We start from the raw sequence: 20,220 nt of genomic DNA, 5'->3' as shown, positions 1-20,220 counted from the left end.
ATCAGTACCAGCGACCACGTGCGAGCAATCCTGGCCGGCACCATCGGTGCCTACCGGAGTGATCCCGCATACCGGAACCGCGCCGACGTCCACGCCGAGCTGGAGCGGATCGGGGCGCGGCTGAACCAGCCGATCCGGATCGCGCTGGCGGGCACATTGAAAGCCGGGAAGTCCACCCTGGTCAACGCGCTCGTCGGCGACACCATCGCCCCGACCGACGCGACCGAGGCCACCCGCATCGTGACCTGGTTCCGGCACGGTCCCACCCCGAAGGTGACCGCCAACCATCGCGGCGGCCGGCGGTCCAACGTGCCGATCACCCGTGACCCGGGCTCCGGCGGGCTGACCTTCGACTTCGCGCTGCTGAACCCCGACGACGTGCTCGACCTCGACGTGGAATGGCCCGCCGCAGAACTGATCGACGCGACGATCATCGACACCCCGGGCACCTCGTCGCTGTCACGGGACGTCTCGGCGCGCACGCTGCGGCTGCTGGTGCCCGACGACGGCGTGCCCCGCGTCGATGCGGTGGTGTTCCTGCTGCGCACGCTCAACGCCCCGGATATCGCGCTGCTCAAGCAGATTGGCGAGCTGGTAGGAGGTTCGTCGGGTGCGCTCGGCGTGATCGGGGTGGCTTCGCGCGCCGACGAGATCGGCGCCGGACGCATCGACGCGATGCTGTCGGCCGCCGACGTCGCGGCGCGGTTCACCTCCGAGATGGAACGCACCGGGATCTGCCAGGCCGTCGTGCCGGTATCCGGCCTGCTCGCGCTGACCGCGCGCACCCTGCGCCAGAGCGAGTTCACCGCGCTGGAGAAGCTCGCCGGCGTCGAACCCGCCGAGCTGGCCAAGGCGATGCTGTCGGTCGACCGGTTCGTCCGCGAGGACGCCACGCTGCCCGTCGACGCCGCGACGCGCGCCGCGCTGCTGGACCGGTTCGGCATGTTCGGGCTGCGGATCTCGATCGCGGTGCTGCGCGCCGGCGTCGGCGACTCCGTGGCGCTCGCCGAGGAACTGCTCGAACGCAGCGGGCTGGTCGCCCTGCGGGACGTGATCGATCAGCAGTTCGCGCAACGCTCCGACCTGCTCAAGGCGCACACCGCGCTGCTCACGCTGCGGCAGTTCGTGCAGCGCCACCCCGTGTACGCGACACCGCGCATCCTCGCCGACATCGACCCGCTGCTGGCCGACACCCACGCGTTCGAGGAACTGCGGCTGCTCAGCCAGTTGCGGTCGCGGCCGACCACCCTCAACGACGACGAGATGGCGTCGCTGCGCCGGATCATCGGCGGTTCCGGGACCGACGTTGCCAGCAGGCTCGGCCTGCCTGCCGGGGACCACTCCGACGGCCCCCGCGCCGCGTTCGCCGCAGTTCAGCGGTGGCGCAGGCGCGCCGATCACCCGCTCAACGACCCGTTCACCGCGCGGGCCTGCCGGGCCGCGGTGCGCAGCGCCGAGGCGATCGTCGCGGAGTACGCACGCGCCCAGCGCTGACGTTTAACGTTTCGGTGCCCACGGACGAATAAGAGGTATGCGCAGTTCCCTGGGTCTCTCACTGGGCGCAGCCACCCTGATCGCGGTCACCGACGGCCGGGCGACGGTCCGGCGCCCGGCGCTGACCCTGCCCTCCGGGCTGACGGTGACCGGCTTCGTGGAGCGCATCGGCGACCCGGTGCCGATGGTCCTCGCCGACGGATCGATCCACCGTCCCGAGACCCTGGCCGCCGCCGCGGTCGAAGAACTCACCCGTGCCGTGCGGCCCGACCACCGACCGGATGTCGCAGCCGTCGCGGTGCCCGCCCACTGGCCCGACACCGTCGTCGCGGCGTTCCGCGCCGCGGTCCCACACCTGAGCGTGGTCTCCGACGCGACCGCGGCGCTGACCGCGCTGCAGGCCAGCCCAGGACTGCCGGCGCACGGCGTCATCGCGCTGTGTGACTTCGGCGCCGGCGGCACCGGCATCACGCTCGCCGACGCGTCGGCCGGTCTCGCGGGAATCGGCACGGTCCGTGTCGACGCGTTCTCCGGCGATGGCGTCGACCGCGCACTGCTCCAGCACGTGCTGGCCCAGTTCGAGACCGAACCCGGCGGGACGGCCCACGTCGCGACGTTGGCAGGCCTGCGCGAACAGTGCCGGATGGCCAAGGAACGGCTGTCGTCCGAGACGGCGACCGCGCTGGCCTACGGGCACACCACGGTCCGGGTGACCCGCGCCGAACTGGACGGCCTCATCGCCGCTGATCTGAACCTCTTCGTCGACACGCTGCGCAGCACACTGGACCGGTACGGCATCGCGCCCGCGCAGCTCGCCGCGGTGGCCACCGTCGGAGGCGGCGCCCGCATACCGCTTGTCACGCAACGTCTTTCGGAGGTACTGCGGCGGCCGCTGATCACCGCGCCCGGGGCCCAGGTGGCCGCCGCGGCCGGTGCCGAGCTGGTGGCGCAGCGCAATGCCGACCACAGTGCGCCGACCGTGCTGGCTTCTGCTCCGACGATGGCAGCCCATGTGTCGGCTCCGCCGACGGGATCTCATGTGTCGGCTCCGCCGACGGGATCTCATGTGTCGGCTCCGCCGACGGCTGCCAACGCCACCGTCGCCGCCCCCGTCACCCCCCTCGCCTGGTCGGCCGAGCCGGACGGCGACGAGACCGGCTACGCGACCGAGTACGCGCGTCCGGACGTGCATTTTCAGCCCGACGGGTCCGACGAACCCGATCTGGAGCCACTCGCGTGGTATCGGCGGCCGGGTGTGTTGTTCGCGGCCGCCGCCTGCTTCGCCGCCGTCGCGGCGACGGGCCTGGTGCTGACGTCGCACACCGGACCGGTCGAGCCGGACACCTCCACCATCGCGACGCCGGTCGCGACGAAACCGGTGCAGGCCCCCGCCGACACCGCACCTGCCGTGGAGCCACCACCGGGCGTCACGGAGGTCGTGGTCGCGGACGCGCCCGCACCGCGCGTGGTACCGCCCGCCGCGCCGGCGCCGCAACAGCCGGTCCTCAAACAAGCGGCACCGCAACCCGTTCCGCGGCCTGTTCCGCAGGCGCTGCCGCAACCGGTTCCGCAGACGGTGCTGATACCGGTGCCGATCGCGCCGCCGCCACCTGCTCCGTCGACGGTGACTCCGAAGCCGACGCCCACCTCGACACCTGCGCCGACCTCGAGCCCGACGCCCACCTCGACGCCGGCACCGACCTCGACACCTGCACCGACGTCGAGCCCTGCGCCGACGCCGGAGCCGACGTCTAGCCCTGCGCCGACGCCGGAGCCGACGTCTAGCCCTGCGCCGTCGCCGGAACCCACTGCGTCACCGGAACCCACTGGGACACCGGAACCGACTGCTGCGCCGTCACCGGAACCCGCGGCCGAACCCGAGTCGGTGCCGACGTCCACGGAAACAGCGGCACCACCGGCAGCGTCAGAACCTCAGGAGTGCGCGCCGGAGTCCGAAACCGACTGCTGATCAGGGGTTCTCGGGCGCCGCAGGCGCAGGCGTCTCGGTGACGGTCTCGGTCTGCGTCTCGGTCTGGGTGACCGTGCTGGTGCTGGTGCTGACCGTCGTGCTCGGTGTCGTGGTCGTCGTCGTGGTAGTGGGGGTGGTGGTCGTCGTCGACGGGGTGGTCGTGGTGGTCGTCGGCTCCTCCGAGGTGGTGGTCGCCGACTCGGTCGGCCCCGCGGTCTCGGTCACGGTCGCAGGCGGCACCACCGCGGGCGCCGAGGTCGTTGTCACCGGGGTCAGCGACGAGGTCGGGGTGGTCTCGGAATCGGAGTCACCGGTGATCGCCTTGGCGAGGCCGAACACGATCAGCGCGATCAGCACGGCTCCGACGGCGCCGAGGCCGACGAGCGCGGCGGGCCTGCGATACCACGGCGTCGGCTCGGTCGCGGGCGGCGGCTGGTCGCCGTACCCGTCCCCATAGCCGTAGTTGCTGAGCTGGGTCGGCTCATCCTCGGAGTAGTAGTTCTGGTCGTCAGAATCGCCGTAACGGGCCACGGAACCCGATAGTAGGCGCTGGGTCGTCAGGTTCCGGGGTACAGCGTGCGTGTCACGTTGGTCCGTGGCGCCCTGGTGGTCCGCGTCGTCGTGGTGCGCGTCCCGTCCTCGTCCTCGGTGCTGCGCTGCTCGGACTCCTTGGTCCGCGGCGGCCGGGTGCTGCGCGTCGTGGTCGTCTCCGAGGTGGTGGTGTCGTCCGGGTTGATGTCGCTGGTCATCGGCGGGCTGGTGCTGGTGATCGTCCCGGTGGTCGTCGACGTCCCGGACTTCGTGGTCGAACCGGTCGTCTTGGCCGACGAGGACGGCGGGATGTAGTGCAGCGGCGCCGGGTCGGGGTCACTGAACTGCCGCGCGAAGTAGGTGATCAGCGAAATGACCAGCGCGAGCGCCGCGATTCCGGCCACGCTGGCGCCGAGCAAAGTCGATGTCCGGTTGTGCCACGCGACGGGCGGCGCCTCCGCTTCGTCGTCGTCCCGTCCGTTCACGGGCACTGATAGTAGCCGTGACCTCGTGCAGCCTGCCTGCTCAGCGAAGGTGGGGCACGACCTGCTCGGCGAAGAACTCGACGTGGTCGAGGTCGGACATGTCCAGAACCTGCAGGTAGACCCGCTGGACGCCGGCTTCCAGGAACGGGCCGAGTTTGTCGACGACCTCGGCCGGGGTGCCCACCGCGGGGGAGTTCGAGCGCAGTTCGTCGACCTCGCGCCCGATCGCGGCGGCGCGCCGGGCGATCTCGGCCTCGTCCCGTCCGAGGCACACCACGAACGCCGCCGAGTAGGTCAGTGAGTCCTTCGCCCGGCCCGCCTTCTCGACCGCTGCCGCCACCCGGGCGTACTGCTCGGTCAGGGTGTCGAGCGGCACGAACGGGATGTTGAACTCGTCGGCGAACCGCGCGGCCAGCGCCGGGGTCCGCTTCGCGCCGCCGCCTCCGATGATGATCGGCGGGTGCGGGCTCTGCGCCGGCTTCGGAAGGCCGGGGGACTCGACGATGCTGTAGTGGCGCCCCGAGTAGTCGAAGGTTTCGCCGGCGGGCGTGGTCCACAACCCGGTGAGGATCTCCAGCTGTTCGGTGAGACGGTCGAACCGCTCACCCAGCGGCGGGAACGGGATTGCGTAGGCCTTGTGCTCGGCTTCGAACCACCCGGCGCCGAGCCCGAATTCGACCCGGCCGCCGCTCATCTCGTCGACTTGCGCGACCGAGATGGCCAGCGGTCCGGGATAGCGGAACGTCGCGGAGGTGACCATGGTGCCCAGCCGGATCGACGTGGTCTCCCGTGCCAGCGCGCCCAGCGTCACCCAGGAGTCGGTCGGGCCGGGCATACCGTCCCCGGCCATCGCGACGTAGTGGTCGGAGCGGAAGAACGCCGAGTAACCCGCGCTCTCGGCCGTCTTCGCGACGGCGAGCTGATCGGCGTAGGTGGCGCCCTGCTGGGGTTCGACGAAGATGCGGAAATCCACTGAGCTCACGACGACCAGCCTAGGCTCACAACCCGGCGCGGGAGCTTTTCAGCTGCTCCACCAGGTCGGCGGACCCGTCGAACGACACCCACGCCTGGTCGCGGCCCGCGGCGAACATCAGCAGCTCGCCGGGGTCGCCGGTGACGGTGACCCGAGGGCCCTTACCGACGGTGGCCAGGGTGTCGCCCTGCGGGGTGCGCAACACCACGGTCGCCGGTGATCTGCGCAGGGTCATCCGCGCCATCATCGCGACCGGCCTGCGCAGTGCCGACACCGTCTGGTCGTCGAGCGGTCGCGGCTCCCACTCGCCGCCGGCCCGGCGTACGTCCTCGTGGTGGATGAACATCTCGGCGACGTTGGCGATCGGGTCGAGCAGTTTGAACGGCGAATAGATCGGCGGGCCGTCGGCGACCTGGCCGAGCAGCACGTCCCAGTCGGTGGATGCGGCGGTCTGCTGCTGCACCCGCTCGGTGTAGCCGGCGAACGCCGGGATCAGGATGCCCGGGGCAGCGTCCAGCCGCCGCTCGCGCACCACCAGATGCGCGGTCAGATCCCGCACATCCCAGCCGTCGCACAACGTCGGGGCGTCGGGCGGGGTGTCGCGGAACGTCGCCACCAGCGCGGCCCGCTCTCGTTGTGCAACGGTCATCGTCGGCCTTTCGGTTCAGTCATCGGGCAGCCACCAGCCTTGCCGACCGGGCAGCGTCAATGCTAGATCGGGCCCCCACGAGCCCATTTCGTAATCGTGCGGCCGCGGGGGATGGTCCAGGACCGGCTGGCACACCTGCCACAGCCGGTCCACCTCGTCGGCGCGCGCGAACAGGGTCTGGTCTCCACGCAGCACGTCGAGCAGCAACCGCTCGTAGGCGTCGAGCCCGTCGTTCTCGTGGCGCTCGGCGCTCAACCGCACCTCCGAGCCGACGGGCTCCACGGTCAGGTCGGGGCCGGGCTTCTTCACATTGAGCTCCAGCACCGCCGTCGGGGTCTCGGTCAGGTCCAGTGCCAGCCGGTCGCGATGGGTTCCGTCGGCCCCGAACAACGCGCCGGCCGGTTTGCGGAACGTGATGGTCACTGTCCTTCGGTTGTCGCCCAGCGCTTTTCCGGTACGCAGATAGAACGGGACGTCACGCCAGCGGTCGTTGTCGACGAACGCCTCCAGTGCCACGAACGTCTCGACGTCCGAGTCGTCGGCGACCCCGTCCTCGTCGCGGTAGCCGGCGTACTGGCCGAACACCACCCGCTCCGGGTCCAGCGGCCGCATATCGCAGAACACCTGGGCCTTGGCATCGCGCAGCCCCTGGGCGTCCAGTGTGGCCGGCGGCTCCATCGCGATGAACCCCAACACCTGGCACAGGTGCGTGGTGACCATGTCGCGGAAGCATCCGGTCGACTCGTAGAAGCCGCCGCGGCCCTCCAGTGCGATGTCCTCGGGTACGTCGATCTGCACTGATTCGATATGCCGGTTGTTCCAACAGGGTTCGAGCAGACCGTTGGCGAAGCGCAGCGCCAGGATGTTCTGGACGGCTTCCTTTCCCAGGAAGTGGTCGATGCGGTAGACGCTCCGCTCATCGGCGACCGCCTCGGTGGCCGAGGCGAGCCGGCGTGAGCTGTCCAGGTCGGTGCCGAACGGCTTCTCCACGATGATGCGCGCGTCGTCGGCGAGCCCCTCGCGGCCCAGCATCTCGATCGTCGGCTGCATCGCCGTCGGCGGCACCGAAAGATAGATCAGGGTCTGGGTGCGCTCGCCGAGTTCGTCGCGGGCCCGACGTACCGCCGAGGCGAGCTCGTGACCGTCCTCGTCGGTCGCCGACTGGAAGCTCAGACGCTCCAACAAGGTGTCGGCGACGTCCTGTTCGAAACCCTTGACCGATTCGGAGAGCCCGTCGCGCACCGACTCCCGGAACTCGTCAGCGCTGTCGGGGGAGGATCGGCCGGACCCGATGATCCGGTAGTCGTCGGGCAGCCGGCCCGCCGCGGCAAGCCGGTACAGGCTGGGGAACAGCATGCGGCGCGCGAGGTCGCCGCGCGCGCCGAACAGCACCAGCACGACCGGGTCCGCTGCGTCCTTCATGCCTGGTCCTTTCCGAGATCGATCAGGGCGTTCTCCACCACTTCGGTCAGCGCCGGGTGGATCCAGTACGGCCGGGACGCCAGCTCGTCGGCACGGATGCCGAAGTTCATTGCGACGACGAAGATCTGGATCAGGGTGGCGGCCTGCGGCCCGATCACATGGGCGCCGAGGATCTCTCCGTCGGAGGTGGCCAGCACCTTGCACAGCCCGCTCTCGTCCCGCATGGCCCAGCCGTAGGCGATATCGGAGTAGCGGGCCAGGCCGACTCGGTGGTCGAGACCGTCGTCGCGGCAGTCTTTCTCGGTGCGTCCGATCGCCGCAATCTGCGGTTGGGTGAACACCGCCGAGGGCACCAGCTCGTGGCTCACCGCGTGCAGGTCGTCAGGATGCAGCAGATTGTGTCGGACCACCGCGGCTTCCCGATTGGCGACGTGTTTGAGCGGGACGGCGGTGCTGACGTCGCCGAGAGCGAACACGCCCTCGGCGGTGGTTCGGCAGTGCCGGTCGACGACGATGCGACCGTCCTCGTGGGTGTCGATGCCACCCTTCTCGACGTCGAGGCGGTCGCTGTTGGACCGCCGTCCGGTCGCGACGAGCAGCATGTCGGCGCGCACCGTCGATCCGTCGTCCAGGTGAAGGCTGAGATCTCCTGCGGTGCCGGTGATCTCGGCGACCTCGCTGCCGCAGCGCAGGTCGTAGCGCGACCGGGCGAGCTCGGTGTAGACATCGCGGACCGTGTCGTCGTGCGGGCCGCCGAGCAGTCGGCCGGACTTCTCGATCAGGGTGATGCGGCTTCCCGCGGCGGAGAACACGTGCGCCAGTTCGGCGGCGATGTAGCCGCCGCCGAGCACGGCGAGATGGTCCGGCGCGGTATCGAGGCGCATCACGGTGTCCGATGTCTGGTACGGCAACCCGGATTCGACGACGACGTCGGGGACGACGGGGCGGCCGCCGGCGGCCACGACGATGCGCTCCGCGGCGACCTCGACGGTGTCCCCGTCCACCGACACCCGCAGACGTCCGGGTTCGGTGAACCGGGCGTGCCCCTTGTAGACGGTGACGAAATCGCTGTCGCGGCGGCCCTGTTCGCCGTCGGCGGCGAGCTCGTCGGTGCGGCCGAACACCCGGTCCCGCAAGGCGGTCCAGCGCAGCCGAGGCTCTGCTCCTCGCGCGAGCGCTCGTCGGTGGACGTCCGCGTCGATGTCGATGTCGAAGTCCGCCGCGCCTGCGACGGTGTCGGCGACCTGGGCGCTGTAGGACAACATCTTCGACGGGATGCAGCCGTGGTTGACGCAGGTGCCACCGAACTTGCGGTCGTCGATGATCGCGACGTCGAGGCCGGAGAACCGGTCGTCGACGACCATGTTTCCCGACCCCGCGCCGATGACGACCAGATCGTGGGTGCGCACCCGCCTGCTGTTCCCGGAAGCTGACGGATGTCAAACCCCCGGTGGCGACCTCAGAACGCCTCGACGCCCTCCACCGCGATGGCCATGCCGTGGCCGGTGCGGTCGTTGGTGAAGCGGGTGCCCATCTCGTCGGCCTCGATCGTCCAGCCGACCGCGGAGTAGGTGCGGTAGTCCAGGGTCACCGCCGGGATCGCCCCGAGGTTGCCGAGCACCCACTGCAGGTCACCGTCGGCGTTGATGCGGACTCCGTTGGCCGGCAGCCCGTCGACCTCGGGGGCGTTGCTGAACGCGGACTCGCAGCCGACCTCCTGCGCGTCGAGCTGGCATCGGGTCTTGCCCGATTTCGTCTCGATGAAGACGTAGCCACCCTGCGGTCGCAGCACCTCGCCGCCGGACCGGGGCGGCGCACTCGGCGCCGGCGAGGCCGGGGTGGACGGTGCCGGGGAGGATGGCCTGGTCGGGCGCGGCGTCGGGAAGTCGGGTTCGGTGAACGTCGTGTCACCGGCGCGGGTGGCGGTGCCGTCCACCACGGACTGGCATCCGGCGAGCAGTGCCGCCGATGCGAGCGCTCCCGCCACGATCAGCCGCGTCCTCATCGATCGCCAGCCTACGCAGTTTGTTGCACAAGTGACGGAAGTGACGCGGGAACAAAATCCGTGCCCACCCTGTTGAGCATTTCGACAAGTTGAGTGACATCGACTCAAGTTAGGCTTGACACGGCACCGCCGGGAGGAGCAGTCTTGAGTGCGGTGCACTCAGACCAAGGCAACAGCTATTCAGGAGGCAGTAACTATGGCTCGTGCGGTCGGTATCGACCTCGGGACCACCAACTCCGTCGTCGCAGTACTGGAGGGTGGCGACCCCGTCGTCGTCGCAAACTCTGAGGGCTCCCGGACCACGCCGTCGGTCGTCGCGTTCGCGCGCAACGGCGAGGTGCTGGTCGGTCAGCCCGCCAAAAACCAGGCCGTCACCAACGTCGACCGGACCATCCGGTCGGTCAAGCGTGAGATCGGCACCGATTGGACGGTGGAGATCGACGGCAAGAACTACACGCCGCAGGAGATCAGCGCGCGCGTGCTGATGAAGCTCAAGCGCGACGCGGAGGCCTACCTCGGCGAGGACATCACCGACGCGGTGATCACCGTTCCCGCGTACTTCAACGACGCCCAGCGTCAGGCCACCAAGGACGCCGGCCAGATCGCCGGCCTCAACGTGCTGCGCATCGTCAACGAGCCGACCGCGGCCGCGTTGGCCTACGGCCTCGACAAGGGTGAGAAGGAACAGACCATCCTGGTGTTCGACCTCGGTGGTGGCACGTTCGACGTGTCGCTGCTGGAGATCGGCGAGGGTGTGGTCGAGGTGCGCGCCACCTCCGGCGACAACCACCTCGGTGGCGACGACTGGGACGACCGGATCGTCGAATGGCTCGTCGACAAGTTCAAGGGCACGTCGGGCATCGACCTGACCAAGGACAAGATGGCGATGCAGCGGCTGCGTGAAGCCGCCGAGAAGGCCAAGATCGAACTGAGCTCGAGCCAGAGCACGTCGATCAACCTGCCCTACATCACCGTCGACGCGGACAAGAACCCGCTGTTCCTCGACGAACAGCTGACGCGGTCGGAGTTCCAGCGCATCACCCAGGATCTGCTGGACCGCACCCGTAAGCCGTTCCAGTCCGTGATCAAGGACGCCGGTATCTCGGTCTCCGACATCGACCACGTGGTGCTGGTGGGTGGTTCCACCCGGATGCCCGCGGTCACCGATCTGGTCAAGGAACTGACCGGCGGCAAGGAGCCCAACAAGGGCGTGAACCCGGACGAGGTCGTCGCCGTGGGCGCCGCGCTGCAGGCCGGTGTGCTCAAGGGTGAGGTGAAAGACGTTCTGCTGCTTGACGTCACCCCGCTGTCGCTCGGTATCGAGACCAAGGGCGGCGTGATGACCAAGCTCATCGAGCGCAACACCACGATCCCGACCAAGCGGTCGGAGACCTTCACCACCGCCGACGACAACCAGCCGTCGGTGCAGATCCAGGTCTATCAGGGCGAGCGTGAGATCGCCGCGCACAACAAGCTGCTCGGCAGCTTCGAGCTGACCGGTATCCCGCCGGCTCCGCGCGGTGTCCCCCAGATCGAGGTCACCTTCGACATCGACGCCAACGGCATCGTCCACGTGACGGCCAAGGACAAGGGCACCGGCAAGGAGAACACGATCAAGATCCAGGAAGGCTCCGGCCTGTCCAAGGAGGAGATCGACCGGATGGTCAAGGACGCCGAGGCGCACGCCGAGGAGGACCGCAAGCGTCGCGAAGAGGCCGACGTCCGCAACCAGGCCGAGTCGCTGGTCTACCAGACGGAGAAGTTCGTCAAGGAGCAGCGCGAGGCCGAAGGCGGATCGAAGGTTCCCGAGGACACCTTGACCAAGGTCGACGCCGCGATCGCCGACGCCAAGACCGCACTTGCCGGCACCGACATCGGCGCCATCAAGTCGGCCATGGAGAAGCTCGGCGAGGAGAGCCAGGCCCTCGGCCAGGCGATCTACGAGGCGACCCAGGCCGAGCAGGCCGCGGGTGGCCCGGCCGGCGGATCCGCCGGCGGGTCGGCTTCCAACGATGACGTGGTCGACGCCGAGGTGGTTGAGGACGATCAGGAGCGCAAGTGAGCGACGCGGATCGAGTAGAGGAACCGATTACCGTCACTGACAAGCGGCGCATCGATCCCGAAACCGGGCAGGTGCGTGAGAATCCGACGCCCGAGCCGGCCCCCGGTGGGCCGGCCCCGGCCGCCGACGACACCGTCGGCGGCCCGGCTTCGGCCGACAGTGCCGAGGTCGAGGAGCTGAAGGCGACGCTGCAGCGGGTCAAGGCCGAGTACGACAACTACCGCAAACGCACCCTGCGCGATCAGCAGGCGATCGCCGAGCGGGCCAAGGCGTCGGCGCTGGTCGCGCTGCTGCCGGTTCTCGACGACCTCGACCGCGCCCGCAGTCACGGTGACCTGGAGGGCGGCCCGCTCAAGGCCGTTGCCGACAAACTCGCCGGTGCGCTTGAGGGGCTGGGCCTTTCGAGCTTCGGCGAGGAGGGCGACGAGTTCGACCCGGCGCTGCACGAGGCCGTGCAGCACGAGGGCGACGGAACGCACCCCGTGGTCGGCACCGTGATGCGGCGCGGTTACCGGGTCGGCGAGCAGGTCGTCCGGCACGCGATGGTCGGTGTCGTCGACACCGTGCCCGGCGCGTCCGGGGACGGTAATGCCGACGGCGGGCAGCAAGAGCCCGCAGAATCATGAGAATTGACGGAATCTAGATGAGAAAAGGTAAGGAGGTGACGCGGTATGGCCCAGCGTGAGTGGGTTGAGAAGGACTTCTACAAGGTGCTCGGCGTCGCCTCTGATGCCGACGAGAAGGAGATCAAGCGGGCCGCCCGCAAGATCCTCGCCGACAACCACCCTGACCGGAACCCGGGCAACGCCGAGGCCGAGGAGCGCTACAAGGCCGCCTCCGAGGCCAAGGAGGTGCTCACCGACGCCGCCAAGCGCAAGGAGTACGACGAGACGCGCCGCCTGTTCGCAGGCGGTGGCTTCGGTCGCGGGCGTTTCAGCGGCGGCGGTGGCGGTTTCGGTGGGTTCGGTGGAGACGGCGCCCAGGAGTTCAACCTCAACGATCTGTTCGACGCCGCCGGTCAGGCCGGCGGCGCGAACATCGGTGACCTCTTCGGCGGACTGTTCGGCCGCGGCGCACAGCAGCCGCGCCCGACCAGGCCGCGGCGCGGCAACGATCTCGAGACCGAGACGGAGCTGAGCTTCCTGGAGGCCACCAAGGGTGTCGCGATGCCGCTTCGGCTGACCAGCCCGGCGCCGTGCACGAACTGCCATGGCAGTGGTGCGCGGCCCGGCACCAGCCCGAAGGTGTGCCCGAACTGCAACGGCGCCGGTGTGATCAGCCGGAACCAGGGTGCGTTCGGGTTCTCTGAGCCGTGCACCGAATGCCGGGGCAGCGGCTCGATCATCGAGAACCCGTGCGAGGAGTGCAAGGGCACCGGGGTCACCACGCGTACCCGCACCATCAATGTGCGGATCCCACCGGGTGTCGAGGACGGACAGCGTATCCGGCTCGCCGGTCAGGGTGAGGCCGGGCTGCGTGGCGCGCCGTCGGGTGACCTGTATGTGACCGTCCACGTCCGGCCGGACAAGGTGTTCGGCCGCAACGGGGACGATCTCACGGTGAGTGTGCCCGTCAGTTTCCACGAATTGGCATTGGGGACAACGCTTTCGGTCCCGACCCTGGAAGGCAAGGTCGGGGTCCGGGTGCCGAAGGGCACCTCCGACGGCCGGATCCTGCGGGTGCGTGGCCGCGGCGTTCCGAAACGCGGTGGCGGACACGGCGATCTGCTGGTGACGGTGAAGGTGGCGGTGCCGCCGAATCTCGAAGGTGATGCCGCCGAGGCGCTGGAGGCGTACGCCAAGGCCGAGCGCGCTAGTGGGTTCGACCCCCGGGCGGGATGGGCGGGGAATGTCTGATGGCCGCCCGGAAGGAAGAAGCGCGCACATATCTGATCTCGGTGGCCGCCGAGCTGGCCGGTATGCATGCGCAGACCCTGCGCACCTATGACCGGCTCGGCCTGGTCACCCCGCAGCGCAGTTCCGGTGGTGGACGGCGTTATTCGCAGCGCGATGTGGACCTGCTGCGCGAGGTGCAGCGGTTGTCGCAGGACGAGGGCGTCAACCTCGCCGGGATCAAACGCATCATCGAGCTGACCAACCAGGTCGAGGCGCTGCAGGCGCGGGTGCGCGAGCTCAGCGACGAGGTCGAGCGATTGCGGTCCCAGCCGCGGCCCAAGAGCACCGCGCTGGTGGTGTGGCAGCCGCGTAATCAGCAGCGCTAGACCGCTCACCGCCGAAATTGCGTTCCGGCAGGAGTCTTCTCGAAGTTCCTCTGCTGGAATGCAATTCCGGCGGTCTTGTCGGCTAGGAGACCTTGATCCGGAACTGTGCGACCGCCGACTCGCCGGGCTGCACCTCGCGGTAGCCGCCCCGGCGCAGCGCATCGGTCGCGGCGGCCATCGGCTCGAAGCACACGACATCGTCGTCGCCGGGTGCGTAGACCTGTGCGGCGGTGTAGCCCTGGTCGAAATGGACCTCGATGCGGCGTCCGCCGCCGGACAACGCGAACACCGAGCCCTCGGGGACCTCGTCGAATCCGTCGTCGATGAACCTGTCGCCCAACACGTCGGTGGCGGCCGGGCGCTGCTCGACGCGGCCGGTCGGGATGCCCCACGCGTTCACCGGCTGATACCGCATCGCCGGGGTCTCGATCTGCCACTGTGCCCGCGGTACACCCGGGAGCTGCAGGTACGGGTGGAACCCGAAGCACATCGGCACTCGCGCGCCGGTCGTCGCGGTCACCGTCGTCGTCACCGTCAGGGTGCGGTCACGCAGCGTGATGTCCAGCGTGAGCAGGTGCGGGAACGGGAAGGTCGCCAGCAGCGCGGGCCGCGCCGCGAAATCCAGTTCGGCCGTCAGCTGCGACTCCAGCAGCGTGGTCACCGTCCAGTCCCGGTAGCCGCCCAACGTGCCGTGGATCGGCACGCCGTGCTGATCGGTGCGTACCCCGCCGGTGCCGGGGGTCAGCGTCACGACCGCGCCGTCCACGCCGTACCCCATGCTGCTCAGCCGGTTGGCCCACGGGTACAGGATCGGGATGCCCATGGTCTTGTGGTTGGACACGTAGGCCTGCAGGCCGCGGCGCTGACCGAGCAGTTCGACCCCGTCGTCGGACAGCGAGGTCGCGACCATGCCGGCGATCGGGACATAGGTCGCGGTCAGCGCCGACGACGGATCACGCAGCGTGACGGTTTCGAACTCCTCCATGACAGCGATCCTGCCATGCGGGGCTCAGTCGGCCAGCGGATCGTGCTGGATCCTTTCCGCAGGTGCGCCTTTGGCGATCAACGCAGCCTTGGTGGCTCGCACCATCTCCGCGCGTCCACACAGCAGGATCTGACGATCACCCCAGCTGCCGTAGCGTGTCACCACCTCGGGCAACAGGCCGGTCTGGCGTACATGCAGCCCGCGCGGCGGGGTGTTGTCGGGGTAGTCGCCGGCCCACGGCGGATCGAAGTTCAGCTCCGACACCGGAGTCACCGACAGCCACGGATTCATCGATGCGATCTCCCACAGCGTGCGCAGATCGTAGAGCTCGCACGGATACTTCGCGCCGAAGAACAGATGCACGCGCGGGTTCACCGCGTACCGGGCCAGATCCATGATCAGCGCACGCAGCGGTGCGAGCCCGGTGCTGCCCGCGACCATCAGCACGTCGCCGCCGTCACGGTCGACGTGCATGCCGCCGTGCGGATTGGCCAGCCGCCACCGGTCCCCGGGCCGGGCCTCGCCGACGATGGCGTGGCTGACCATGCCGCCCGGCACCGAGCGCACGTGGAACTCGACATGGCCCTGCGGGTCGGCCGGCATGGCCGGGCTCAGGTATCGCCACCGGCGCGGCCACTGCGGCACCTGCACCGGCAGGTACTGCCCCGGGTGGTAACTCAGCGGGTGATCCATCTTCAGCCGCACCACCGCCACGTCACGGGTGGGCCGCAGGTGCTCGAGGACGGTGCCGTCGCAGAACGGGGGAGTGGACTCGGCATCGGCCGCCCCGTTCATCACCTCCACGGCCAGGGTGAGCACGTCGGAGACGGCCTCGGCCAGCCGGGCGTCCCACCGGTCGGCCAGCGCGGCGCGCACGGTGGCCACCAGCGCATCCTTGAACGCCGCGTAATGCGCCGGGGTGACGCCGTACTTGCGGTGGTCGCGGCCCAGCTGGGCGAGGAACGCGACGGGCTCCTCCGCGCGCTGGGCGATCAGCTCGTCGCACAACCAGCACATCGCCTGCGCGAAGACCCGGCGCTGGGTGGCCATGTCCGGCGGGAACAGGTCGCGGGCGGACAAGTCGGCGGCGAACCATCGCGTGTAGAAATCGCCGACGAGTTGCTCGGACCCGAGCGCGGGATCGAACGCGTCCCTGAGGATGCGCACCGAGTCGCGGTCTTCGAGTCCCACGCCGGACGATCCTAGGTCAGGAAGCTGTGCCCTTGCCCTGCCGAACAGCGGCGGCCACGGTCAGCCCGATGCCGAACAGCACCCAGCAGGCCAGCACCGCGATCGCTGTCGTCGCGCCGCGGCCGTCGAATGCGGCCGCCGAGCGCAGCAGCGTCGCGGTCGCGCCCTGCGGCATCAGTTGGCCGAATTGTCCCCACCCCGACGGCAGCATCTCCGGCGCGCTCGCGAGGCCGGACAGCGGATTGCCGACCAGCAGGGCCAGCGCCGTCCCGACGCCGAGCCCGATCCTGCCGAACAGCGAGCCGAGACCGAGTACGGTCAGCGCCGCGGCCGCGATGCCCAGCGCCAGCGCGGCCGACACATCCCACAAACCGGTCTCGATCGATCCGAGCACGAACCGCAGCAGCGCCGCGATCGTGACGCCTGCGACGGCGGCGAACACCATCGTCGCGGCCAGCCGGGTCCATATCTCGCGGGGCAGCGCGAGGACGAGCGCGATGGCGGGCAGGATGCCGGCCAGCGTGATGGGCAGCGCGGATGCGGCCAGCCCGGCGCCGCGGGGATCGCGAGCCGTCGGCGGCGCGAGGTCCTCGGTCTGCAATTGCATCCCGGTCTGGTGACTCAGCTGCGTGCCGATCTGGGTCAGCAACTGCGCGACCACCGGGCCAGCCTGGGTGGCCACCAGCAAGGTGGGCTGCTCGCCGGGCGAGCTCGGAAAAACAAAGCCGCCGTAGACATCCCGGCTCCTGATCGCATCGCGCAGCGCGTCCTCGCCCGGGAAGAACGTCACCGCGAATGCGCCCGGCGCCCTCTCGTCGAGAGTCTGGGCCACCTGACTGCCGGCGGCATCTGGTCCGGCGGCGCCGATCGGCACATCGTGGGGGCCGGACTTCACCGCGGGTAGCGCGAACGCGATTGCGACGAGTGCGAGCAGTGTGGTGACGGCGACGACGATGCCCGTCGCGCGCGCGGCGGCCGGTGCGCCGTGGACGGAGACCCGGTGAACGGAGACCCCGCGGCCGGTGGGTGTGTCGGTCGACGACATGGCGACCCCCTTTTCACTGGATGTTGAATTCTATTTGCCGAGCGTAAGCCCGGGCGGCGTCTAATTCAATAGATGTTGAAATGCTAGGGTGGCCAGGTGCCCCGACCTGCCGAGACGACCCGCCGTCGCGGGAGGCGCAAGGGCGATCCGGTGTCCCGCGACGCCGTGCTCGCCGCGGCGAAGGCCCGCTTCAGCCAGGACGGATTCGAGAAGACGACCCTGCGCGCGATCGCCAAGGACGCCGGCGTCGACGCGTCGATGGTGCTGTACCTGTTCGGTTCCAAGGAGGAACTGTTCCGGGAGTCGCTGCGGCTGATCCTCGATCCCGAGGTGCTGGTGGCCGCACTGACCGGGGACGAGGGCGACATCGGCACCCGGATGGTGCGGACCTACCTGGGCATCTGGGAGGCGCCCGACAGCGCCGCGACGATGCGCGCGATGCTGTCGTCGGCGACGTCGAACCCTCATGCCCACACCGCGTTCCGGGAGTTCATGCAGCACTACGTGCTGACCGCGGTCTCGGGTGTGCTCGGCGGCGACGAACAGGCCAGGCTGCGCGCGCTGCTGGCGGCCTCCAGCCTGGTGGGCACGGCGATGCTGCGCTATCTGATCGAGGTGCCGCCACTGTCGGAACTGGCCACCGAGCAGGTGGTGACGCTGGTCGCGCCGACGGTCACGCGGTACCTGACGGCCGACGCCGACGAACTCGGGTTACCCCAGTAGCGCGTGAATACCCTTGTACAGCACCAGAAGACCGATCACGATCAGGATCACCGCGATCAGCGTCGCGTGCTGGCGCTCCATCCAGGCGCGCACCCGGTTCAGTTTCGGGTCGAGACGCTCACCCGTGACGGCGTACGCCAGGATCGGCGCCGCCACCGTCGAGCCCGCCACCAGCACGAACCACACCACCGCCAGCCACACCTCAGGCGCGGCGATGCCTGACGAGCCCATCGCCAAACCCGCTGCGGCGCAGATGAACAGGACCTTCGGGTTGAGCACGGTCAGCGCCGCCGCGGTCACCGCGGCCTTGCCCGGGGTCAGGGAACCGATCCGCCGCATCCACCCCGGCATGTGTTCGGAGGTCGCGCGCTTGGCCCAGCGGTAGACGCCGAACACGATCAGCGCCGCGCCGATGACGATGCGCAACCAGGACGCCCAACTCGGCGGCTGGGTGCCGACGCCGCCGACGAGGTTGGACAGCTGCAGGAACACGGCGGTCAACGCGGCGATGCCCAGCAGCCACCCGGCCAGGAACGCCAACCCGGTCGGTCGCGGCTTCGGCGTGCTCAGCACCAGCACCGCGGGGATGATCGACAGCGGCGACAGCGCGATGACGAGACCGAGCGGGATGAGCTCGGTCAGAATGGATCCCCAGGTACCCGACACCCCGAGAACGTAGCAAGCGGCGTCCCCTGCGCGCCGAATGGGGAGCGGCGCGACACGCAGTACCGATGAGTTCGGCGGGGTTCCCCGGTCGGTACCCATGACGAGAAAAGGGGAACCGTATGTCGATCACCCACGTCCTCGCGGTTGTGCACGTCACGGACATCGCCAGGAGCAGGCGCTGGTATGCCGACCTGTTCGGCAGACCCGAGGACAACAACCCGATGCCGTCGCTGGTCGAGTGGCAGGTATTGCCGGGTGCCTGGGTGCAGATCTTCCACGACCCGGACAGAGCCGGGACGGACGAATGTAACCTCGCAGTCCACGATCTGGAGGAGCGCCTAGCCGAACTGCGGGCCCGGGGTGTGGAGCCCGGCGACATCGTCGAGGCGAACAGAGGCGTGCGACTGTCCCGGTTCCCGGATCCCGACGGCAACATCATCAGCCTCATCGGTGGGTTCCGGGTCGAGTACTGACGACCCCGCGCGACCGGCTAATCGGCCCGGATGTTCTCCCGCAGTGTCGTTCCCGGGTAACCGGTCCGGTACCGGCCGCGCCGCTGCAACTCGGGCACCACCAGGTCGACGAACTCCTCGAAGCACCCGGGCGTATAGGTGGCCAGCAGCATGAAACCGTCGGCGCCGCCGTCGTCGAGGAACCTCTCCAACTGGTCGGCGACCGCCTCCGGGGTGCCGATCACCTGCGGCATCGAGAACCGGAACGCGTAGATGTCGGCCGCCTCGGCAACGGTGACCTTCTCGCCCGCGCCGGTCGCGACCAACGCGTCCTTGACGCCCTGGATGCCCGGCACCGGGATCTCGTCGAGCGGAGCCGACGGGTCGAACGTGGAGAAGTCCACGCCCAGTTGGCCCGACAGCATCGCCAGCGACGCCTCCGGCCGAAGGAGCGACCGCAGATGGTCGGCCTTCTCCTGTGCCTCGCGTTCGGTCGCCCCGACGATCACCTGCGCGCCGTAGTACAGCTTCACCGACTCCGGATCGCGTCCGGCCGAGGCGACCCGCGAGCGGATGTCGTCGGAGTACGCGCGCATCGAGGCCACCGTCGGCTGGATCGCGAAGATCGCCTCGGCGGTCGCCGCTGCGAACTGCCTGCCCGGTTCACTGGCGCCCGCCTGCCACAGCACCGGTCGGCCCTGCGGCGACGGGGCTACGAAATGCCTTGCCCGGCAGCGGAAGTGCTTACCCTCGAACACGACCTCGCGGATCTTCTCGGGGTGGGCATAGATGCCGGTCTCCCGGTCGGCGACCACCGCGTCCGGTTGCCACGAGTCCCACAGCTGGCAGCACAGGTCGACGTACTCGGCGATGCGTTCATAACGGATCGACCGGTCCGGCATCTCCTGGCCGTACGCGGCGAATTCCGACGGCGAGTACGACCCGACGATGTTCCAGGCCACCCGGCCGCCGGAGAGGTGATCGAATGTCGACAGTCGCCGGGCCATCGAGTACGGATGCTCGAATGCCGTCGACAGTGTCAGGCCGACCCCGAGATGCGTTGTGGCACCGGTGATGATCGGTGTCAGCGCGGCGGGCTCGTGGGTCGGCGCCTGCACCGCATACCGGATGGTGGCATCCGAGCTGTCCTCGAACGAGTTGTACGGCGCCAGCTCGTCGGCCAGGAACACCGCGTCGAACAGGCCACGCTCCAGCGTGCGGGCCAGGTGCTCCCAGTACGGCGGGGATGCGTAGTCCCAGCCGACCTTGTCGAGCGGATGCCGCCACATGCCCACGGAGTGACTGCTCACCCCGTGCTGCATGAAGGCCAGGAAATGAGCTTTGCGC

At 69.4% G+C, this 20,220-nt stretch carries 20 protein-coding genes; 8 read left to right on the top strand and 12 right to left on the bottom strand.

The window, feature by feature from the left end; genetic code table 11:
* Positions 1-1,494, top strand: coding sequence for a dynamin family protein (locus NTM_RS04315; protein WP_170312008.1), 1,494 nt, complete (start codon positions 1-3; stop codon positions 1,492-1,494).
* A 37-nt stretch (positions 1,495-1,531) separates the two neighbouring features.
* Entirely contained in the window at positions 1,532-3,463 is a 1,932-nt protein-coding gene (locus NTM_RS04310; protein ID WP_163765553.1) for an Hsp70 family protein, read from the top strand.
* Here the strand turns inward: NTM_RS04310 and NTM_RS04305 are convergent, their stop codons facing one another.
* From NTM_RS04305 to NTM_RS04275, 7 genes are read right to left on the bottom strand one after another with little or no spacing between them, the layout of a single operon-like run.
* Positions 3,464-3,994, bottom strand: a complete 531-nt coding sequence (locus NTM_RS04305; protein ID WP_163765552.1) for a hypothetical protein — start codon at positions 3,992-3,994, stop codon at positions 3,464-3,466.
* Positions 3,995-4,020: 26 nt separating this feature from the next.
* Positions 4,021-4,479, bottom strand: a complete 459-nt coding sequence (locus NTM_RS04300; protein WP_337781384.1) for a hypothetical protein — start codon at positions 4,477-4,479, stop codon at positions 4,021-4,023.
* A gap of 40 nt (positions 4,480-4,519) precedes the next feature.
* Positions 4,520-5,452: an LLM class F420-dependent oxidoreductase gene (locus tag NTM_RS04295; RefSeq protein ID WP_179964034.1), complete on the bottom strand. Its 933-nt coding sequence runs from the start codon at positions 5,450-5,452 to the stop codon at positions 4,520-4,522.
* A 25-nt stretch (positions 5,453-5,477) separates the two neighbouring features.
* Entirely contained in the window at positions 5,478-6,101 is a 624-nt protein-coding gene (locus NTM_RS04290; RefSeq protein ID WP_163765549.1) for a TIGR03085 family metal-binding protein, read from the bottom strand.
* Between the two features lie 15 nt (positions 6,102-6,116).
* The gene (gene zwf, locus NTM_RS04285; RefSeq protein ID WP_163765548.1) at positions 6,117-7,523 is read right to left on the bottom strand and encodes a glucose-6-phosphate dehydrogenase; all 1,407 of its coding nucleotides are present in this window, start codon (positions 7,521-7,523) and stop codon (positions 6,117-6,119) included.
* Positions 7,520-8,932, bottom strand: coding sequence for a mycothione reductase (locus NTM_RS04280; protein ID WP_163765547.1), 1,413 nt, complete (start codon positions 8,930-8,932; stop codon positions 7,520-7,522). Before NTM_RS04280 ends, zwf begins: the two co-directional genes overlap by 4 nt.
* A gap of 50 nt (positions 8,933-8,982) precedes the next feature.
* Positions 8,983-9,528 (bottom strand): hypothetical protein, encoded by a 546-nt coding sequence (locus NTM_RS04275; protein ID WP_104861693.1) that lies wholly within the window; start codon positions 9,526-9,528, stop codon positions 8,983-8,985.
* A 196-nt stretch (positions 9,529-9,724) separates the two neighbouring features.
* Here NTM_RS04275 and dnaK point away from each other — a divergent pair, with 196 nt between their 5' ends.
* From dnaK to NTM_RS04255, 4 genes are read left to right on the top strand one after another with little or no spacing between them, the layout of a single operon-like run.
* Entirely contained in the window at positions 9,725-11,590 is a 1,866-nt protein-coding gene (dnaK, locus tag NTM_RS04270) for a molecular chaperone DnaK (RefSeq protein ID WP_104861694.1), read from the top strand.
* Positions 11,587-12,216 (top strand): nucleotide exchange factor GrpE, encoded by a 630-nt coding sequence (grpE, locus tag NTM_RS04265; protein ID WP_104861695.1) that lies wholly within the window; start codon positions 11,587-11,589, stop codon positions 12,214-12,216. The genes dnaK and grpE overlap by 4 nt, the downstream gene beginning before the upstream one ends.
* 45 nt (positions 12,217-12,261) lie before the next feature.
* A complete protein-coding gene (gene dnaJ / locus NTM_RS04260) occupies positions 12,262-13,446 on the top strand; it encodes a molecular chaperone DnaJ (protein ID WP_104861696.1) in 1,185 nt (394 codons plus the stop codon).
* Entirely contained in the window at positions 13,446-13,811 is a 366-nt protein-coding gene (locus tag NTM_RS04255) for a heat shock protein transcriptional repressor HspR (RefSeq protein WP_104861697.1), read from the top strand. Before dnaJ ends, NTM_RS04255 begins: the two co-directional genes overlap by 1 nt.
* Before the next feature lie 82 nt (positions 13,812-13,893).
* On the opposite strand, the gene NTM_RS04250 is transcribed toward NTM_RS04255, so the two are convergent.
* From NTM_RS04250 to NTM_RS04240, 3 genes are read right to left on the bottom strand one after another with little or no spacing between them, the layout of a single operon-like run.
* The gene (locus NTM_RS04250; RefSeq protein WP_104861698.1) at positions 13,894-14,796 is read right to left on the bottom strand and encodes an aldose 1-epimerase; all 903 of its coding nucleotides are present in this window, start codon (positions 14,794-14,796) and stop codon (positions 13,894-13,896) included.
* A gap of 24 nt (positions 14,797-14,820) precedes the next feature.
* The gene (locus NTM_RS04245) at positions 14,821-15,987 is read right to left on the bottom strand and encodes an FAD-binding oxidoreductase (protein ID WP_104861699.1); all 1,167 of its coding nucleotides are present in this window, start codon (positions 15,985-15,987) and stop codon (positions 14,821-14,823) included.
* A 16-nt stretch (positions 15,988-16,003) separates the two neighbouring features.
* The gene (locus NTM_RS04240; protein WP_104861700.1) at positions 16,004-17,032 is read right to left on the bottom strand and encodes a hypothetical protein; all 1,029 of its coding nucleotides are present in this window, start codon (positions 17,030-17,032) and stop codon (positions 16,004-16,006) included.
* Between the two features lie 96 nt (positions 17,033-17,128).
* Between NTM_RS04240 and NTM_RS04235 the strand changes: the two genes are divergently transcribed.
* Positions 17,129-17,755: a TetR/AcrR family transcriptional regulator gene (locus NTM_RS04235; protein WP_104861701.1), complete on the top strand. Its 627-nt coding sequence runs from the start codon at positions 17,129-17,131 to the stop codon at positions 17,753-17,755.
* On the opposite strand, the gene NTM_RS04230 is transcribed toward NTM_RS04235, so the two are convergent.
* The gene (locus NTM_RS04230; RefSeq protein WP_104861702.1) at positions 17,744-18,421 is read right to left on the bottom strand and encodes a GAP family protein; all 678 of its coding nucleotides are present in this window, start codon (positions 18,419-18,421) and stop codon (positions 17,744-17,746) included. The genes NTM_RS04235 and NTM_RS04230 overlap by 12 nt on opposite strands.
* A 119-nt stretch (positions 18,422-18,540) precedes the next feature.
* On the opposite strand from NTM_RS04230, the gene NTM_RS04225 reads away from it, so the two are divergent.
* Complete coding sequence (locus NTM_RS04225) at positions 18,541-18,894, top strand: VOC family protein (protein ID WP_104861703.1); 354 nt, start codon at positions 18,541-18,543, stop codon at positions 18,892-18,894.
* A gap of 17 nt (positions 18,895-18,911) precedes the next feature.
* Here the strand turns inward: NTM_RS04225 and NTM_RS04220 are convergent, their stop codons facing one another.
* Positions 18,912-20,195: an LLM class flavin-dependent oxidoreductase gene (locus tag NTM_RS04220; protein ID WP_179964033.1), complete on the bottom strand. Its 1,284-nt coding sequence runs from the start codon at positions 20,193-20,195 to the stop codon at positions 18,912-18,914.
* Positions 20,196-20,220: the final 25 nt, after the last annotated feature.

The organism is Mycolicibacterium parafortuitum (assembly GCF_010725485.1).
Taxonomy (GTDB): Bacteria; Actinomycetota; Actinomycetes; order Mycobacteriales; family Mycobacteriaceae; genus Mycobacterium.
Note: the sequence above shows the minus strand (reverse complement) of the source record. Positions and strands in the feature narration are given on the sequence as shown.

Bases quoted from the DNA above. Each gene is read 5' to 3' on its own strand.
- NTM_RS04310 (WP_163765553.1), top strand. From the start codon at position 1,532: ATGCGCAGTTCCCTGGGTCTCTCACTGGGCGCAGCCACCCTGATCGCG.
- NTM_RS04290 (WP_163765549.1), bottom strand. From the start codon at position 6,101: ATGACCGTTGCACAACGAGAGCGGGCCGCGCTGGTGGCGACGTTCCGC.
- zwf (WP_163765548.1), bottom strand. From the start codon at position 7,523: ATGAAGGACGCAGCGGACCCGGTCGTGCTGGTGCTGTTCGGCGCGCGC.
- NTM_RS04275 (WP_104861693.1), bottom strand. From the start codon at position 9,528: ATGAGGACGCGGCTGATCGTGGCGGGAGCGCTCGCATCGGCGGCACTG.
- dnaK (WP_104861694.1), top strand. From the start codon at position 9,725: ATGGCTCGTGCGGTCGGTATCGACCTCGGGACCACCAACTCCGTCGTC.
- dnaJ (WP_104861696.1), top strand. From the start codon at position 12,262: ATGGCCCAGCGTGAGTGGGTTGAGAAGGACTTCTACAAGGTGCTCGGC.
- NTM_RS04255 (WP_104861697.1), top strand. From the start codon at position 13,446: ATGGCCGCCCGGAAGGAAGAAGCGCGCACATATCTGATCTCGGTGGCC.
- NTM_RS04250 (WP_104861698.1), bottom strand. From the start codon at position 14,796: ATGGAGGAGTTCGAAACCGTCACGCTGCGTGATCCGTCGTCGGCGCTG.
- NTM_RS04240 (WP_104861700.1), bottom strand. From the start codon at position 17,032: ATGTCGTCGACCGACACACCCACCGGCCGCGGGGTCTCCGTTCACCGG.
- NTM_RS04225 (WP_104861703.1), top strand. From the start codon at position 18,541: ATGTCGATCACCCACGTCCTCGCGGTTGTGCACGTCACGGACATCGCC.
- NTM_RS04220 (WP_179964033.1), bottom strand. From the start codon at position 20,195: ATGCAGCACGGGGTGAGCAGTCACTCCGTGGGCATGTGGCGGCATCCG.